Below are 15,557 nucleotides of genomic sequence, written 5' to 3'. Positions count from 1 at the left end.
TAGTCCTGCGCTCATCGACCACCAAGAAGAAAGCATGGAGACATGAAAAAAAGCAAAAAGTCTGTCCTGGCCCTGGCCGGCCTCGTCGTTGCCATGAGCAGCGCGACCGCACAAACCTTTACCGGTGCCTTCGACGTCGGCCCTGGCGGCAATCCGCAGAAGTTCAATCCGCTGACAGCCTCGGCCGGCTTCAGCTTCTACAACAAATACTTCAGCACGCTCACGCTCTACGATGTGGGCCTGCAAAAGATTTCCGGCGACCTGGCCGAAAGCTGGAATTACAGCACCGACGCCAAGAGCCTGGCCATCAAGTTGCGCAAGGGCGTGAAATGGCATGACGGTACGCCGCTGACCGCGCGCGATGTCAAGTTCACGCTGGAACTGGTCAGACATCCCGACATGGCCAGCGTGTTCGCGGCCCGACTGGAGGCCATCAGCAGCATCAAGGTCAGCGACGACCAGAATCTGGTCCTCACGCTCAGCTCGCCCGATGTGTCGCTGCCGGATGCGCTGACGGCCGTGATGATCCTGCCGCAGCATCTGCTGGGCCAGGTCGCGCCCAAGGATCTGCGCAATGGCGACTGGTGGAAGTCGCCCGTCGGCAGCGGCCCCTTCAAATGGGTCAAGTATGTCCCCGACCAGTATGTCGAGCTGGCCGCCAATCCCGATTTTTATCGTGGCAAACCCAAACTGGCCAAACTGATCAACCGTTACTTCAAGGATGGCAGTTCGGCGGCCATCGCGCTGCAGGCGGGCGAGATCCAGCACACGCCGCTGACACTGGACCAGGTCAGGGAAAACGAAAAGACCAAGGCCTACAACGTGGTGGCCGGCTCTTCGCACGTGCTGAACTACATCGGCTTCAACAATGACGATCCGCGCTTCAAGGATGTACGGGTGCGCCAGGCCATCATGCTGGCCCTGGACCGGTCCGCCATCGTCAAGAACCTGTATGCCGGCAATGCCACGCTGGCCAGCTGTGCGCTGACCTTGCCCAAGTTCTTGCCGGGCCAGTTGGAACCCTATGCCACCGATCTGGCCAGGGCGCGCCAGTTGCTCAGCGATGCGCGCTGGAGCAGCCTCAGCCGGGGCGAGCCGATCGAAATGCTGACCTACTACGGCGATCAGGTATCCAAGGATGTCCTGGCGGCGGTGCAATCGATGCTGGCCCAGGTGGGCGTGAAGATCAGCCCGCGCTTCGTCGATGGCGCCACCTACGGGCAGCTGACCGACTCCGGCAAGTTCGCCATGGTGTTCGCGGGCCAGGGCAATGGCCCCGATCCCAGCGTCTACAACAACGTGCTCGGTTCGGCCTATGTGCCGCCCAAGGGCCTGAACCGCATGCGCATCAGCAACCCCGAGATCGACAAGCTGCTGGAGGCCGGCAAGGCCGAAATCAACGAGGGCAAGCGTACCCAGATCTATCAGCAACTGTGCCGCGCCACCAACGAACAGTTACCCTTGGTCCCGCTGTGGGTCGCCAACCGCTTCGGTGGCTTCGGCAAGAATGTCCAGGATGCGCTGTGGACCCCGGCTCCCGGTGGCGGACGCTACCAGGACCATCCCGAGAACTGGTCCCTGCGCTAAGCACGACAAGGTCTTTCTTTCTCCAGGATGACGCGATGCAAATCGCGTCACGAATTCCATGCTCAAGTACCTGCTCAGCCGGGTGGCGGCCAATGTGCCGACCCTGCTTGCGATTCTTATCGCCGTTTTTTTCCTCATCAGCATCGCGCCGGGCGATCCGGTGGATGCTTTCGTGCCGCCCACGGCCACCCTGTCGGCCCAGCAAAAGGAGAGCTTGCGCCACGAACTGGGACTGGATCGCCCGCTGCCGGTACGCTTCGGCCGTTGGCTGGCGCAACTGGCCCAGGGTGACCTGGGCTATCGCTACAAGGATGGCGACCGCGTCAGCGCGGCCATCGCCCGCCGTATCGTGCCCACCCTTACCCTGGCGCTGGCCGGGCTCACCCTGGGTGCCCTGCTGGGCATCCTGGCCGGTCTGCTGGCTGCACGCCAGGCCGGGCGCGGCATCGACCACGGGCTGTCGCTGGCCGCCTATCTGGCGGTGAGCTGCCCGGCCTTCCTGGTCGGCATCCTGGCGCTGTACGTCTTCGCGCTCAAGCTGGGCTGGTTCCCGGCCGGCGGCTACAGCACCCCGGGTCACGACGACTGGCAGGACATCGCCCGCCACCTGGTGTTGCCGGCCACGGCGCTGTCGATCCAGTTCATTGCCATCCTGATGCGCTACAGCCGCGCCGGCGTGATGGAAGCGATGAGCCAGGACTTCATCCGTACCGCCCGCGCCAAAGGGCTCACACGCAACCAGGTGGTGCTGCGGCATGCCTTTCCCAATGCGCTCATTCCCATCATCACGGTGATCGGCACCAACTTCGCCGCTTTGCTGGGAGGTGCCGTATTCATCGAGACGGTGTTTTCCTGGCCCGGCATGGGGACGCTGTTCCTGGACGGTATCGAGAGCCGCGACTACCCCCTGATCATGGGCATCACCCTGTTCATGGCCCTCACCATCCTGGCAGTGAACACCCTGACCGACCTGCTGTACTCCTGGATCGATCCGCGGATCGCCTTGCGTTGAGCCCTCTAACCTGCGTGACAAAGAAATGAATTCATCCTCCCCCGCCCGCACCACATGGCGCAGATTTACCAGCCACCGTCTGGCCTTGCCCGGGCTGCTGGTGTTTTCCGTGGTGACCCTGGCCTGCGTCATGGCCCCCTGGCTGCTGCAGCTGGATCCCAATGCCATCGATCTCGGCGCGGCGCTGCAGGCGCCCTCGACCGCCCACTGGCTGGGCACCGACCAGACCGGCCACGACATGCTCGCGCGCACCCTGGTGGCCGGGCGCATCTCGCTGCTGGTGGGCGTGTGCAGCGTGCTGCTGGCCATCGTGGTGGGGGCCTTGCTGGGTGGGCTGGCCGGCTACTTCGGCGGCTGGATCGACAACCTGATCATGCGTTGCGTCGATGTGGTGATGACCTTCCCCACCATCATCGTGCTCATGACCCTGGCCGCGGTGATCGGTTCGGGCACCGGCAAGACCATCGTCATCATCGGCCTGCTGTCCTGGCCGCTGGTGGGCCGCCTGGTACGCGCCCGCATCCTGACCCTGCGCGAGATGGAATTCGTCGCGGCGGCGCGCCTGTTCGGTGCCGGCCACTGGTATCTGATGCGACGCCATCTGCTACCCAATACCGGCGACGTGGTGCTGGTGTTTTCTTCGCTGGGCTTCGTCACGGCCATCATGGCCGAAGCCGGACTGTCCTTCCTCGGCCTGGGGGTGCAAATGCCCGATGCCAGCTGGGGCAGCCTGATCAGCATCGCGCGCGAAAGCGCGGTACTGCAGCAATACCCCTGGATCTGGCTGCCTTCGGGCTGCCTGATCGTGCTCACTGCCTTGTCGGTGAGCTTCATGGGCGAAGGATTGCGCCTGGCCTTCGATCCCAAGTCGGACCGCAAGTAAGCCTGCACGTCCCGTGCCGCCATCGGCCGCCGATGGCATGCCGCTCGTCCACGCATGATTACTTAACCGATAGTCAAGTTTTTATATTGACTTAATGCAGCACCCCTTGCGCGGCCAACCGCCGCGTCTTCCGCAACCCAGGCATTTTTTTGGATAACAGCATGTCCTCTCTCTTCCTCAACGGCATCATCCCTCCCGTCGTCACGCCCTACACCCAGGATGACCGGATTGACCACGTCAGCCTGCGCAAGGTCATCCGTCACCTGCTGGCCGGTGGCGTGCACGGCCTGTTCCTGCTGGGATCGACCAGCGAATGCGTATTCCTGACGCCGCAGCAGCGTGCAGAAGTCATCGAGGTCGCCCTGTCCGAAGTCGGCGGCCGGGTGCCGGTGGTGGCCGGCATCCTCGACTCGGTCACCGACCACTGCATCGCCCATGCGCGCCAGGCCGAATCGCTGGGCGTGGATGGCCTGGTGCTGACCGCGCCCTATTACACCCGCACCAGCCAGGGTGAGATCGTGGATCACTTCCGCTACGTCAGGCAAGCCGTGGACCTGCCCATCATCGCCTACGACATTCCGGTCTGCGTGCACATCAAGCTGGCCCGGGACACCATCGGCGAGATGTACCGCGAGCAGCTCATCTGCGGTCTCAAGGACAGTAGCGGCGACGACGGCAACCTGCGCATGGTGATGCAGGACTTCGCCGGGCACCAGGATTTCTCCATTCTCACCGGCTCCGAAATCGTCGCCGACTATGCCCTGCTGGGCGGCGCCCATGGCTGCGTGCCGGGCCTGGGCAACGTCGACCCGGCGGGTTACGTCAGGCTCTACGACGCTGCACGACGCGGTGACTGGGTGGCGGCGCGGCAGGAGCAGGAGCGCCTGATCAGACTGTTCCAGATCGTGTTCCAGGGCCTGCCCGAGAGCAGCGCAGGGGCTTCCGGCGTGGGCGGCTTCAAGACCGCGATGCAGATGATGGGCCTGATCGAGCAGCGCCATATGGGCCGCCCCAACCGTCCGCTGTCGGACGCGGCGGCGGAAAAGGTCATGGCCATCCTGATCAAGAGCGGCCTGATGTGAGCGTCATCCACTGAGTGAACACCGACATGTCTGCATCCAACCTGATCCTCGACGTCGTGGGCCTGAGCTGCTCCTTCGATACGCCCGCCGGCGTGGTCAAGGCCGTCAGCGACCTGCACCTGCAACTGCATCGCGGCGAGACCCTGGCCATCGTCGGCGAATCCGGCTGCGGCAAATCCGTCACCTCGTTCTCGCTCATGCGCCTGCTGGGCGATGCCGCCCGCATCAGCGGCCAGGCGCACCTGAGCACCGGCGAGGGAACCGCCATCGATCTGCTGTCGCTCTCCGACGAAGAGATGGCCGGGGTGCGCGGCAAGCACCTGGGCATGATTTTCCAGGAGCCGATGACCTCGCTCAATCCGCTGGTGCGCATCGGCGACCAGATCGGCGAGGCCATGCGGGTGCACCAGAACGTCAGCCGGGCCCAGGCCGGTGCGCGCGCGATCGATCTTATGCGCCAGGTCGGCATGTCGGACCCGGCGCTGCGTGCGCGGCAGTATCCGCACCAGTTGTCCGGTGGCATGCGGCAACGGGTGATGATCGCCATGGCTCTGGCCTGCCGTCCGCAGGTGCTCATCGCCGACGAACCGACCACCGCACTGGACGTCACCATCCAGGCGCAGATCCTGCGCCTGCTCAGGCAACTGCAGCGCGAGGTCGGCATGGGCGTGCTGTTCATTACCCACGACATGGGCGTGGTGGCCCAGATCGCCGACCGGGTGGCGGTGATGTATGGCGGTCAGCTGGTCGAGACCGGCAGCACCGCCACCCTGTTTTCACGGGCAGGCCATCCCTATACCCGAGGCCTGCTGGCTTCGATTCCCCATCCCCGGCAGGGCGGCCGGCTGCGCGGCATCGCCGGGCAGGTCGAGCTGGTGCTGGGCGAGCCGCCGGGCTGCCGCTTCGCCAATCGCTGCGAGCGCGCCGCCGCGCTCTGCCATACGCATACGCCGCCGGCCGTGACGCTGGGCCAGGCCCATGTCGTGCGCTGTCATTTTGCCGATCAACCGGGTTTCTGATCATGAACCACTCTGCCTCTTCTCTCCCCGCATCCGACGCTTCCATCCTCAGCTTCGAACAAGTCGGGATGCGCTTCGATACCCGCAACGGATGGCTGGGCAAATCGCGCCGTCTGCAGGCCCTGCAGGATATTTCCTTCGATCTGCGGCGCGGCGAGATCCTCGGCGTGGTCGGCGAATCGGGCTGCGGCAAGTCCACCCTGGGCAAGCTGGCTCTGCGCCTGCTCACCCCCACCAGCGGCGTGATCCGCTACAAGGGACAGCCGCTGGGCAGCTATCGCGGCGCCGCGCTGCAGCGGCTGCGCTGCGAGCTGCAGATGGTGTTCCAGGACCCCAATGCCAGTCTCAATGCGCGCATGACCATCGCCCAGAGCCTGCACGAACCGCTGTTGCTCAACGGTCGCATCGACCGCCTCGGACGCGAGAGGGAAATCCAGCGCCTGCTGGACCTGGTCGCCCTGCCGGCGCACGTCCTGCACCGCTATCCGCACGAACTCTCCGGCGGCCAGAAGCAGCGGGTGGTGATCGCCCGCGCCCTCACGCTCAAGCCGGAAGTGCTGGTCGCCGATGAAGCCGTGGCGGCGCTGGACGCCTCGGTCAAGGCGCAGATCGTCAACCTGCTGCTGGACCTGCGCACGCAGCTGAACCTGTCCATCGTCTTCGTCTCGCATGACCTGCCGATGATCGAGGCCATCTGCGACCGTGTGCTGGTGCTCTATCTCGGACGTCTCATGGAGAGCGCACCGCGCGCGCTGCTGGCCGAGGGCGGACGCCATCCCTATACCCAGGCCCTGTGGCGCAGTTCACCGATCGCCGACCCGGCCCAGCGTCTGAGCGAAGACGAGCCGCTGGCCGGCGAAATCCCCAGCCCGCTGCAACCGCCCGAAGGCTGCGTCTTCCACACCCGCTGTCCACGTGCCTGGCTGGAATGCCAGCACCGCGTGCCCACGCCGATCACGCCGGCACCCGGGCATGCCATCAGCTGCCACCTGTTCGATCCATCTGTCTGAAGGAACCTCCCATGCTCATTCCCCCGCTGCCCGATTTGCGCCAGCGCCAGCCCATCCTGGATCACGTGCGTCACACGCTGGATTTCTATCACCCGCGCGCCATCGATCCCAGCGGCGGCTTCTATCATTTCCTGCGTGACGACGGCAGCGTCTTCGATGCGCATACCCGGCATCTGGTCAGCAGTACCCGCTACGTGTTCGTCTGGGCGATGGCCGCACGTCACTTCCCCGAGCAGCCCGCCTATCTGGAGCATACCCGGCGCGCGGTGGCGTTCCTGCGCGAGGTGCATCGCAATCCGGCCAGCGGCGGCTATGCCTGGCAGCTGAGCTGGCGTGATGGGCAGGCCGAGATCACCGACGACACCAACCACTGCTATGGCCTGGCCTTCGTCCTGCTGGCCTATGCCCATGCGCTCATGGCCGGCCTGCCGCAGGCACGGGCCTGGCTGGATGAAACCTTCGACCTGATGGAACGCCGCTTCTGGCTGCCGCAACAGGGCCTGTATGCCGACGAAGCCAGCGCCGACTGGACCCTGCGCGACTATCGCGGGCAGAACGCCAACATGCACGCCACCGAAGCCTGCCTGGCCGCCTTCGAAGCCACCGGCGATGCCCGTTACCTGGAGCGCGCAGCGCTGGTGGCCGAAAACATCACGGTGCGCCAGGCCGCCCTGACCGATGGTCTGATGATCTGGGAACACTACCACCCGGACTGGTCGGTCGACTGGGACTACAACCGCAACGACATGAGCAACATCTTCCGGCCCTGGGGCTACCAGCCCGGGCATTTCACGGAATGGGCCAAGCTGCTGCTGATCCTGGAACGGCATCGCCCCATGCCGTGGCTGCTGCCGCGCGCGCAGGCGCTGTTCGAATGCGCCTTCGCGCGCGCCTGGGATCACCAGCACCAGGGCCTGTACTACGGCTTCGGACCGGATTTCAGCATCTGCGACGACCGCAAGTACCACTGGGTGCAGTGCGAAAGCATGGCCACGGCAGCCGTGCTGGCGCGTCGCACCGGCCGCCAGGACTACTGGGACTGGTACCAGCGGCTGTGGGCCTACTGCTGGCAGCACTGGATCGATCACCGGCACGGTGCCTGGTTCCGCCTGCTCACACGCGAAAACGTCAATACCACCGACCAGAAAAGTCCGGCCGGCAAGGTCGATTACCACACCACCGGCGCCTGCTACGAAATCCTCGCGGCCCTGCAGGCGTAAAGAGCAACACCGCTCCGGTCCGCTCCGCGCTACCGGGGCACATCCAAGCGTCGGCCCAGCCGGGCCGCATATTCATCAATCAGGAGGAAGGTAATGAACAAGAAAAGTATTTGCGTACTGCTGGCCACGGGCTTGAGCAGCGCCGCGGCGATGGCACAGCAAGCGACCATCCCGACATCGGGTGTCACGATTTCCGGCTTGCTCGACGCCGGCGTCATCTACAATTCGACGCCCAACGGCAGCCTGTTCAAGGTTGACCGCGGCAACAACAACCGCCTCATCTTTTCCGGCATCGAAGACCTGGGTAACGGCAATGCCGCCACCTTCGCCCTGCAGCACCGCTTCGAACCGGCCAACGGCGGGGTGGAAGGCGGCGTACGTCCGTTCTGGCAAGGGGAATCGCGGGTCGGCCTGCGCAGCAATGACTATGGCTGGATCCGCATGGGCCGTGGCCTGACCGCGGTCCAGGATCCGAACGGGCGCTACGAACCGTTCGGCGTGGCCACGGTCGCCAATACGCAGGATCAGCTGACCGCCTACTATGTGGCCGAGGAAGACCTGACCAAGCCAGCCAACCTGAGCGCCAAGCAGAGCGCCGTTCCCGGTGGCGAGGGACGCTGGAGCAGCGCGGTGTTCTACGACTCGCCCAACATGGCCGGGGTGGTCGCGCGCGTCTCGGTGCAACCGCGCACCGGGTCGGCGGTGCCGATCAGCACCTCGCTGACCTACGACAATGGTCCCATCTCGCTGATGGCCGGCTACGAGCAGAACAACCGCAAGACCAAGAACATCCAGGTCGCCGGTGCCTACGACATCAACGGCACCAAGATCATGGGTTCCTGGGCCACCAACAATCCGGTCGGGCCTCTGAAGATCAATGGCTACGGTCTGGGGGTGAACGTCCCGATCTCGGCCTTCGTGCTGCGTGCCGGCGCGGCGGTGGCGCGCTCCAATGCCGCCGCCACCTTCTCGTCCAAGAAGCTGGGCGTGGGCGGCATGTACAACCTGAGCAAGCGCACCTATCTGTACTCCGACATCGCGCGCGGTAACACGCTCACCAGCGCCTACAACGTCTGGGCCACCGACCTGGGCATCGCGCACAAGTTCTGATGTGTGCCCTCCCCGAGTACCCTGCAGGCAGTCGCCCACGCTGCCTGCTGCACTGCCAGCGTCCACGCGCCAGCGCTTATCAGGCAATGAGACAAGCCCGAACTTGGTGAAACCGCGCCCCAAGTTAGTCCCTTTTTGACTTGCACCTGCCCCATCAACACCCGGGAAGGATTGCCGTGCCGCCCACGGCCAGCCGCGCACCGGCCTGCTGCGCCCGGATGGCTTCTGGCACGCTCATTGCAAACAGGAAAGCTCCTGACGTATCTTTTTTCAAGGGGTTTCCATGAAGTTTGCAAAACCGGCACTGGCCGTTTCCCTGGCCCTGCTGTCTTTGGCCGTCAACACCGCCCACGCCGATGCGCTGGCCGATATCCAGAAGTCGGGCACCGTACGCATCGCCGTGCCGCAGGATTTCGCTCCCTTCGGCTCGGTCAACGCCGACCTGCAATTGCAGGGCCTGGACATCGACGTGGCCAAGCTGATCGGGCAGAAAATGGGAGTGAAGGTACAACTGGTACCGGTGGCCAGCGCCAACCGCATCGCCTATCTGCAGACCCACAAGGCCGACCTGGTCATCTCCACCCTGGGCAAGAACGCCGAGCGTGAAAAGGTGATCGATTTCTCGCAGGCCTATGCGCCCTACAACAACAGCGTCTTCGGCGTGGCTGCGGTGAAGGTGAGCGGCCCGGCCGATCTGGCCGGCAAGACCGTGGGGGTGGCGCGCGGTACCTTCCAGGATCTGCAACTGACCGACACCGCACCCAAGAGCGCCACCATCAAGCGCTACGAAGACAACAATGCCATGATCTCGGCCTATGTCTCGGGACAGGTGCAGCTGGTGGGCACCGGTGACTTCGTCGCCTATGCACTGGCCGAGAAGGCCCCGGACAACAAGCCCGTGCTCAAGTACATCATCAACGAATCCAGCTGCAGCGTGGGTCTGAACAAGGGCGAAGCGGCGCTGCTGGCCAAGGTCAACGACGTCCTGACAGCGGCCAAGAAGAGCGGCGAACTCAACGGCATCGTGCAGAAGTGGCTCAATGTACCGCTGCCGGCCAAGATGGCCAGCACCTTCCAGTAATCCTCGACCAGGACGGGACCGCCACCACGGGCGTCCCGTCGGTCTTTCCCTATCGCCTCTTGCCGAGGCTGGATGTCTCCGGTGGCGGCGCCCTCATGCCGTCAGCAGCGGCCGGCGCCGTGAGAACAGCGCGAGACGACGGCCACCGCTGGCTTCTCCATCCTCCCCCAGGACCGCCTGACCCTCGACCCGGAATACGCTGACCAGCTCGGTCAAATCGCCCGCCTGCCGGCGCATGGAGGCGGCCGCGGCCGCCGCCTGCTCGACCAGCGCGGCATTCTGCTGGGTCATGTCATCCAGCTGCGCGATGGCGTCATTGACCTGCTGGATGCCGTCGCTCTGCTCGCTGCTGGCGACGCTGATCTCGTTGACGATGGCATTGACCTGCTCCACGCTCTGCACCACGCGCGACATGGTGGCCCCGGCCTGTTCCACCAGCGTACTGCCGGCGCTGACCTTGTCCACCGAGTCGTCGATGAGCGTCTTGATTTCCTTGGCCGCAGCCGCCGACCGTTGCGCCAGCGAGCGCACCTCCGACGCCACCACCGCGAAGCCGCGCCCCTGCTCGCCGGCACGGGCCGCTTCCACGGCCGCATTCAGGGCCAGGATATTGGTCTGGAAGGCGATGCCGTCGATCACGCTGATGATGTCGACGATCTTGCGCGAGGCGCCATTGATCGCGTCCATGGTATCGACCACCCGCCCCACCACTTCGCCGCCCTCGCCGGCGATACCGGCAGCGGATGCCGCCAGCTGGCTGGCCTGGCGGGCATTGTCGGCATTGGTGCGGACGGTGGAAATCAGTTCTTCCATGGCCGAGGCGGTCTCTTCCAGCGCACCGGCTTGCTGCTCGGTGCGGGACGACAGGTCCTGGTTGCCCTCGGCGATTTCTCCGGAGGCGGTGACAATCGCATCGGTGCCGTGCCGTACCCGCGCCACCAGATCGCGCAGGCGGCTGTTCATGTCCTGCAGCGAGGCCAGCAACTGGCCGACTTCATCGCGCGAGGCGACGTCGATGTGTGCCGTCAGATCGCCTGCGGCCACCCGCTGCGACAGACTCACCGCCTGCTTGAGCGGGCGCACGATGCTGCGCGTGAGCAGCCAGGCACACAGCACGCCGAACAGCAGAGCCGCGGCCTCCAGACCGATCAGCAGGATGCGGCTGCGCTCGGCCAGGGTCATGATGTTGCTGGCGGCGCTGTCGATCTCGGCCTGCTCGGCCTGCTGCAGCTTGCGCATGGCGGCCTGGTATTTCTTGGACAGCGGCATGAATTCCTGGATCAGCACGCTGTTGGCGGCATCCTGCTCACCGGTGGACTTGAGGTCCATCATCTTCAGGGTGATCGCCTTGTAGTCTTTCTGCAGCGCCTCGATCTCGGCATAGAGCGCCTTTTCGCCGGGCGTATCGAACATCGGCACCAGTTCCTTCTGCAGATCGGCGCTTTCCTTGACCGAGGCCAGTTCCTCATTGAGGAAATAGTTATTGAGCGTGAGGTCGGTACTGCGCGACATGGCGATGGTGCGCAGGATGGCCGCCCGCAGGTTGCCATACCAGCCCGAGATCAGGCGCTCCTTGCGCACCGACTGGCTGACCATGTCCTGCGTGACGTTGCTCACTACCTGCAGGCGCCATACGCCGATACCCATGATCAGGATGGATAACGCCAATACCAGCGCGAAACCGCCAGCCAGCCTGCTGCCGATACGCAGGTTCCCAAAGACCTTCATGATGATTCCCCAGAAATGTTGCTTGCCTGCGGCGCCCACCCCGGGTTGCCGCCTGTCATTTTTTTCAGCAAGAAACGTACCTGGCGGCGCCGGGCCTGGGCAAAGGAGCGCGAAGATGGCGCCGCAGGACGCGGCGCCCGAAGAGCAATAGCGCCGACCCGCTACCGGGCCGACCACTGCTTACTGGTAGGTGGTAGCGATCTTTTCCGGCAGCGGCACATTGAGCCACTTCTTGACGATGCCGTTGAGTTCACCGCTCTTCTTGGCCGCCGTCAGGGCGTCGTTGACCTTGGCCATGAGCGCCGGTTCGCCCTTGTTCATGCCAACGTAGCAGGTCGAGACATTGATGATGTACTTCAGCAGCGGCTTGTTGTTGGGGGTTTTCTCAGCCAGCGCATAGGCCACGAAGTCACCGGTACCGACGATCTGCACCTGGCCCGAAACGTAGGCCGAGATCAGTCCGTTGTTGTCTTCGTAGCGCTTGATGATGGTGCTCTTGGGGACGCTGTCGGTGAGCATCAGGTCTTCGAAGGTGGAGCGGGCCACGCCCACGGTCTGGTTGGCCAGGTCGGCCGGGCCGGCGACCTTGATGGCGGCCACGCCGAAGACACTGTTGTTGTACGGTGCATAGCCCTGCGAAAAGTCGATCACCTTTTCACGTTCGGCATTCTTGCCCAGCGTGGAAATGATGAGGTCGATCTTGTGCGTCTGCAGGAAGGCCATGCGGCTGGAAATGGGGACCGGCACCAGCTCGGCCTTGACGCCCATGCCCTTGGCCACCAGCTTGGCGACCTCGATGTCCAGGCCCTGCAGCTGCAGGTCCGAGTTGACCGAACCGTAGGGCGCGAAATCCTGTGGCACACCGATCTTCACCACCCCGGCCTTCTGGATGTCGGCCAGGTTGTCGGCACTTGCCGGACCTGCCAGTACGGCCATCAGGCCCAGGGATGCTGCGATTGCGGTCTTGACGAACTTCATGGTGGTTCCCTTGTTGTCGTTGGAAATGATGATCGATGATGGGCGGCCGGGAGATCAAGGATGAGTCCGGCCCGCAATGACGGGCACCGTGCATGGTTTCTTAGGAAACCGGCCAGTCCCCCTTGCTCCTGCGATGCCGGCCTGCCCCATCGGGCAGCGCACTGGACGCCCTGGCCAATGTGCAATTACCATGCCAGCATCACGTGTTCGCATCACGATGATGGCGCTTGCCAACGCCGATGGCAACACCGGTGTGTCCCGGCAAGCCGGAATGAGTTTTGTTAGTTTTTGAATGCGCCCGCAGTGCCATCCGGACGCATGACCGGACTGCACCACAGAGGGACATGCAGCGTGACGAAGGTGGAAAGGAGAAACTGTCCACGAGGTGGAAAACTAAGAGTTTCCACCATCGGCGCACGGCATCGGGAGCGATTGCACCTATGCTGCCTGAAGCGCTGCCTGAAGAATGGATGACGCACTGCATCGTTGTTGCGAGCAGGCCAAAGATCAGCCAGACTTTCCCACGGAATAGGAGACAAGCCAGAAAAATCGTAAAATCAAAAAAATAAGTTCTAATATTTTTCAGATCGAAGTTATATTGCCGCAGGCACTCCGCCGCCGTCATTCAGATCCATCAAAAGGGAGAGACCCATGCCCAGACGTTCCAAGACCACTGAACCCGTCGTTGCGACGCCACCGCGCTTCGTGACCGAGCCGGACGGCTTTCTCAATGTCCCGGTCAGCCGCAAGACCCGCGACGAGATCCACCACCTCAAGAAGAGCATGCGCGTGAGCAGCCAGGCCGAAGTGATCGAAAAAGCCGTGGCTATCGTACGTGCCATCGATATCGCTGCCAGAGGCGAGGACTGAGGCGGATCTGAACCGATCCCGTCTGGTCGCGGCCGGCTCCGGTCGCGACAACCTGTCCCGCCCGCATCCCCCTCCTCTAGCCGTCTTTACCTTTCTTTACCTCAATCGCCTGTACTCGCCTGCCCGCCACCGCGCAGGGCCTGGTGTGGCAGCGGGACAAAAAAAAGCGGCTGCCTGCTGGCAGCCGCCTTCATCCGCCCCTGCGCCATCATCAGCGATAGCGGCGCGGCGCCGCGCGTCAGCGCGGCGGCAGGCGGAAGATGCTGACCTGTTCGGCCAGCTCGGCCGCCTGGCCCTGCATGGCCCGCGAGGCGGCGGCGGCCTGCTCGACCAGTGCCGCGTTCTGCTGCGTGACCTCATCCATCTGCGACACGGCCTGGTGCACCTGTTCGATGCCGGCGCGCTGCTCTTCGCCGGCGGCACTGATCTGTCCGATGATGGTATTGACCTGGGCCACGCTCTGCACGATTTCCTGCATGGTCTGGCCGGCCTTCTTGACCAGATGCGCGCCCGAGTCCACCTTTTCCACCGAGTCGCCGATGAGTACCTTGATTTCCTTGGCGGCCGCCGCCGAACGCTGGGCCAGACTGCGTACCTCGGTGGCCACCACCGCGAAGCCGCGTCCCTGCTCGCCGGCACGGGCCGCCTCCACTGCCGCATTGAGCGCCAGGATATTGGTCTGGAAGGCGATGCCGTCGATCACGCCGATGATGTCGACGATCTTGCGCGCGGAGGCATCGATGTCATCCATGGTCGCCACCACTTCACCGACGATCTGACCACCCTGGCCAGCAATGTGCGAAGCAGCCTGCGCCATCTCGGCGGCCTGGCGGGCATTGGCACTGTTCTGCTGGACGGTGGAGGTCAGCTCTTCCATGGACGATGCGGTCTCTTCCAGCGAACTGGCCTGGTGCTCGGTACGCGCCGACAGATCCTGGTTGCCGGCTGCGATTTCCTGCGAGGCGGTAGCGATGGTATCGGCGCCGCCACGTACGCTGGAGACGATATCGACCAGTGAACGGTTCATCTCGCGCAGCGCACCGAGCAGCTCGCCGGTTTCGTCGGCGGCGTGGTCATCGATATGCTTGGTCAGGTCGCCATTGGCAACCTTGCGCGCGGCGTCCAGGGCATCGGCCATCGGCACGGTAATGGAACGGCTGATCACCAGCGCGGCGATCAGACCGATGAGGATGGCCACGATCGCCGATACGCCCAGGATGGTGGCCGAGCTGACATAGGTGGCGTGGGCCGCGGCAGTGGCGTCGCGCATCTGTTCCTCGTAGCGTGCCACCAGCTGACGCAGCGCTTCCAGCAGATCGCCCTGGGTCTTGTAGCGCGGCCCGAACAGCAGGCGCTGTCCTTCCTCGTTCTGGTTCTTCAGACCCAGCGCCACCACCTCGGCGGTGAAGACAAAGTAATTCTTGCTGGCCTCGTCGACCGCGTTGATCAGGCGTTTGCCATCTTCGCTGACGATGTTGGCGCGCAGGAATTCCAGCGTCTTCTGGAATTCGACCAGATCCTTGTCGATGCCCTGCTTGTTGCTGGCCATCTGCGCGTCGTCTTCCAGGATGATGATGTTGCGCGCCGAACGGGCGATATTCATCATCAGGAATTGCATCTTCTGTGCGGCATTGACCTTGGGATAGATGCGACTGCTCAAGTCGCTGGCGGTGGTATCGAGCGAGGACATGCGGGTGATGCCGATGACGGTGATGATCACCAGCAAGGCCAGCAGAGCGGCAAAGCCGGCACCCAGGCGCGTGCCCAGGCGGAGACGACGGAGAGGATTCATGTGAGTCTTCGTGTGGATTGAAACGGGTCTCGCGGCGACTGGCGCAGCGCATGTCATGATACGCGGGACGTGCGTCGTCACCAGGCGCGAACAGAGGGGTAGAGACGGGCCTGATCGGCCCATGGACAACGGCAGGGGTGCGGATGACTTTGCGTGCCGGCGGACAAGGGCGCCGGCTGCAGCCG

The 15,557-nt window shown here is 64.0% G+C and carries 14 protein-coding genes; 10 read left to right on the top strand and 4 right to left on the bottom strand.

The annotated features are described in order from the left end of the window. The first annotated feature begins 42 nt into the window (after window positions 1-42). From VE092_RS08670 to VE092_RS08630, 9 genes are all read left to right on the top strand, one after another. A complete protein-coding gene (locus tag VE092_RS08670) occupies window positions 43-1,587 on the top strand; it encodes an ABC transporter substrate-binding protein (RefSeq protein ID WP_324875785.1) in 1,545 nt (514 codons plus the stop codon). A 58-nt stretch (window positions 1,588-1,645) separates the two neighbouring features. Continuing rightward, the gene (locus VE092_RS08665) at window positions 1,646-2,599 is read left to right on the top strand and encodes an ABC transporter permease (protein ID WP_324875783.1); all 954 of its coding nucleotides are present in this window, start codon (window positions 1,646-1,648) and stop codon (window positions 2,597-2,599) included. A 25-nt stretch (window positions 2,600-2,624) separates the two neighbouring features. Next, window positions 2,625-3,482, top strand: coding sequence for an ABC transporter permease (locus VE092_RS08660; protein WP_324875781.1), 858 nt, complete (start codon window positions 2,625-2,627; stop codon window positions 3,480-3,482). A 161-nt stretch (window positions 3,483-3,643) separates the two neighbouring features. Continuing rightward, window positions 3,644-4,564: a dihydrodipicolinate synthase family protein gene (locus tag VE092_RS08655; RefSeq protein WP_324875779.1), complete on the top strand. Its 921-nt coding sequence runs from the start codon at window positions 3,644-3,646 to the stop codon at window positions 4,562-4,564. A gap of 26 nt (window positions 4,565-4,590) precedes the next feature. Next, on the top strand, window positions 4,591-5,583 hold the full coding sequence (locus VE092_RS08650; protein WP_324875776.1) for an ABC transporter ATP-binding protein: 993 nt from the start codon (window positions 4,591-4,593) through the stop codon (window positions 5,581-5,583). Between the two features lie 2 nt (window positions 5,584-5,585). Further along, the gene (locus VE092_RS08645; protein ID WP_324875774.1) at window positions 5,586-6,593 is read left to right on the top strand and encodes an ABC transporter ATP-binding protein; all 1,008 of its coding nucleotides are present in this window, start codon (window positions 5,586-5,588) and stop codon (window positions 6,591-6,593) included. Window positions 6,594-6,604: 11 nt separating this feature from the next. Beyond that, window positions 6,605-7,813 (top strand): AGE family epimerase/isomerase, encoded by a 1,209-nt coding sequence (locus VE092_RS08640; RefSeq protein WP_324875772.1) that lies wholly within the window; start codon window positions 6,605-6,607, stop codon window positions 7,811-7,813. Window positions 7,814-7,906: 93 nt separating this feature from the next. Continuing rightward, on the top strand, window positions 7,907-8,923 hold the full coding sequence (locus tag VE092_RS08635; RefSeq protein WP_324875770.1) for a porin: 1,017 nt from the start codon (window positions 7,907-7,909) through the stop codon (window positions 8,921-8,923). Between the two features lie 283 nt (window positions 8,924-9,206). Then, a complete protein-coding gene (locus VE092_RS08630; protein ID WP_324875768.1) occupies window positions 9,207-10,004 on the top strand; it encodes a transporter substrate-binding domain-containing protein in 798 nt (265 codons plus the stop codon). Between the two features lie 93 nt (window positions 10,005-10,097). On the opposite strand, the gene VE092_RS08625 is transcribed toward VE092_RS08630, so the two are convergent. The 3 genes from VE092_RS08625 to VE092_RS08615 all read right to left on the bottom strand — a co-directional run bounded on the left by VE092_RS08625 (window position 10,098) and on the right by VE092_RS08615 (window position 13,335). Next, on the bottom strand, window positions 10,098-11,732 hold the full coding sequence (locus VE092_RS08625) for a methyl-accepting chemotaxis protein (RefSeq protein ID WP_324875766.1): 1,635 nt from the start codon (window positions 11,730-11,732) through the stop codon (window positions 10,098-10,100). A 180-nt stretch (window positions 11,733-11,912) separates the two neighbouring features. Continuing rightward, entirely contained in the window at window positions 11,913-12,710 is a 798-nt protein-coding gene (locus VE092_RS08620) for a transporter substrate-binding domain-containing protein (RefSeq protein ID WP_324875764.1), read from the bottom strand. Between the two features lie 199 nt (window positions 12,711-12,909). Next, window positions 12,910-13,335 carry a hypothetical protein gene (locus VE092_RS08615; RefSeq protein WP_324875762.1) on the bottom strand — a complete coding sequence of 142 codons (426 nt, stop codon included), beginning with the start codon at window positions 13,333-13,335 and terminating at the stop codon, window positions 12,910-12,912. A 26-nt stretch (window positions 13,336-13,361) separates the two neighbouring features. On the opposite strand from VE092_RS08615, the gene VE092_RS08610 reads away from it, so the two are divergent. Then, window positions 13,362-13,580: a hypothetical protein gene (locus tag VE092_RS08610; protein WP_324875760.1), complete on the top strand. Its 219-nt coding sequence runs from the start codon at window positions 13,362-13,364 to the stop codon at window positions 13,578-13,580. A 238-nt stretch (window positions 13,581-13,818) separates the two neighbouring features. On the opposite strand, the gene VE092_RS08605 is transcribed toward VE092_RS08610, so the two are convergent. Further along, window positions 13,819-15,372 (bottom strand): methyl-accepting chemotaxis protein, encoded by a 1,554-nt coding sequence (locus VE092_RS08605; RefSeq protein ID WP_324875758.1) that lies wholly within the window; start codon window positions 15,370-15,372, stop codon window positions 13,819-13,821. Between the last annotated feature and the right edge of the window lie 185 nt (window positions 15,373-15,557).

This window comes from Herbaspirillum sp. (assembly GCF_035644555.1).
Classification (GTDB): Bacteria; Pseudomonadota; Gammaproteobacteria; order Burkholderiales; family Burkholderiaceae_D; genus Herbaspirillum.
The sequence above is the reverse complement of the archived record's forward strand: the minus strand, read 5'-3'. Positions and strand labels throughout refer to the sequence as shown.

Excerpts from the sequence above, each read along its gene's own strand:
- VE092_RS08670 (WP_324875785.1), top strand. The coding sequence starts at position 43 with ATGAAAAAAAGCAAAAAGTCTGTCCTGGCCCTGGCCGGCCTCGTCGTT.
- VE092_RS08665 (WP_324875783.1), top strand. The coding sequence starts at position 1,646 with ATGCTCAAGTACCTGCTCAGCCGGGTGGCGGCCAATGTGCCGACCCTG.
- VE092_RS08660 (WP_324875781.1), top strand. The coding sequence starts at position 2,625 with ATGAATTCATCCTCCCCCGCCCGCACCACATGGCGCAGATTTACCAGC.
- VE092_RS08655 (WP_324875779.1), top strand. The coding sequence starts at position 3,644 with ATGTCCTCTCTCTTCCTCAACGGCATCATCCCTCCCGTCGTCACGCCC.
- VE092_RS08650 (WP_324875776.1), top strand. The coding sequence starts at position 4,591 with ATGTCTGCATCCAACCTGATCCTCGACGTCGTGGGCCTGAGCTGCTCC.
- VE092_RS08645 (WP_324875774.1), top strand. The coding sequence starts at position 5,586 with ATGAACCACTCTGCCTCTTCTCTCCCCGCATCCGACGCTTCCATCCTC.
- VE092_RS08640 (WP_324875772.1), top strand. The coding sequence starts at position 6,605 with ATGCTCATTCCCCCGCTGCCCGATTTGCGCCAGCGCCAGCCCATCCTG.
- VE092_RS08635 (WP_324875770.1), top strand. The coding sequence starts at position 7,907 with ATGAACAAGAAAAGTATTTGCGTACTGCTGGCCACGGGCTTGAGCAGC.
- VE092_RS08630 (WP_324875768.1), top strand. The coding sequence starts at position 9,207 with ATGAAGTTTGCAAAACCGGCACTGGCCGTTTCCCTGGCCCTGCTGTCT.
- VE092_RS08625 (WP_324875766.1), bottom strand. The coding sequence starts at position 11,732 with ATGAAGGTCTTTGGGAACCTGCGTATCGGCAGCAGGCTGGCTGGCGGT.
- VE092_RS08620 (WP_324875764.1), bottom strand. The coding sequence starts at position 12,710 with ATGAAGTTCGTCAAGACCGCAATCGCAGCATCCCTGGGCCTGATGGCC.
- VE092_RS08615 (WP_324875762.1), bottom strand. The coding sequence starts at position 13,335 with ATGACGGCGGCGGAGTGCCTGCGGCAATATAACTTCGATCTGAAAAAT.
- VE092_RS08610 (WP_324875760.1), top strand. The coding sequence starts at position 13,362 with ATGCCCAGACGTTCCAAGACCACTGAACCCGTCGTTGCGACGCCACCG.
- VE092_RS08605 (WP_324875758.1), bottom strand. The coding sequence starts at position 15,372 with ATGAATCCTCTCCGTCGTCTCCGCCTGGGCACGCGCCTGGGTGCCGGC.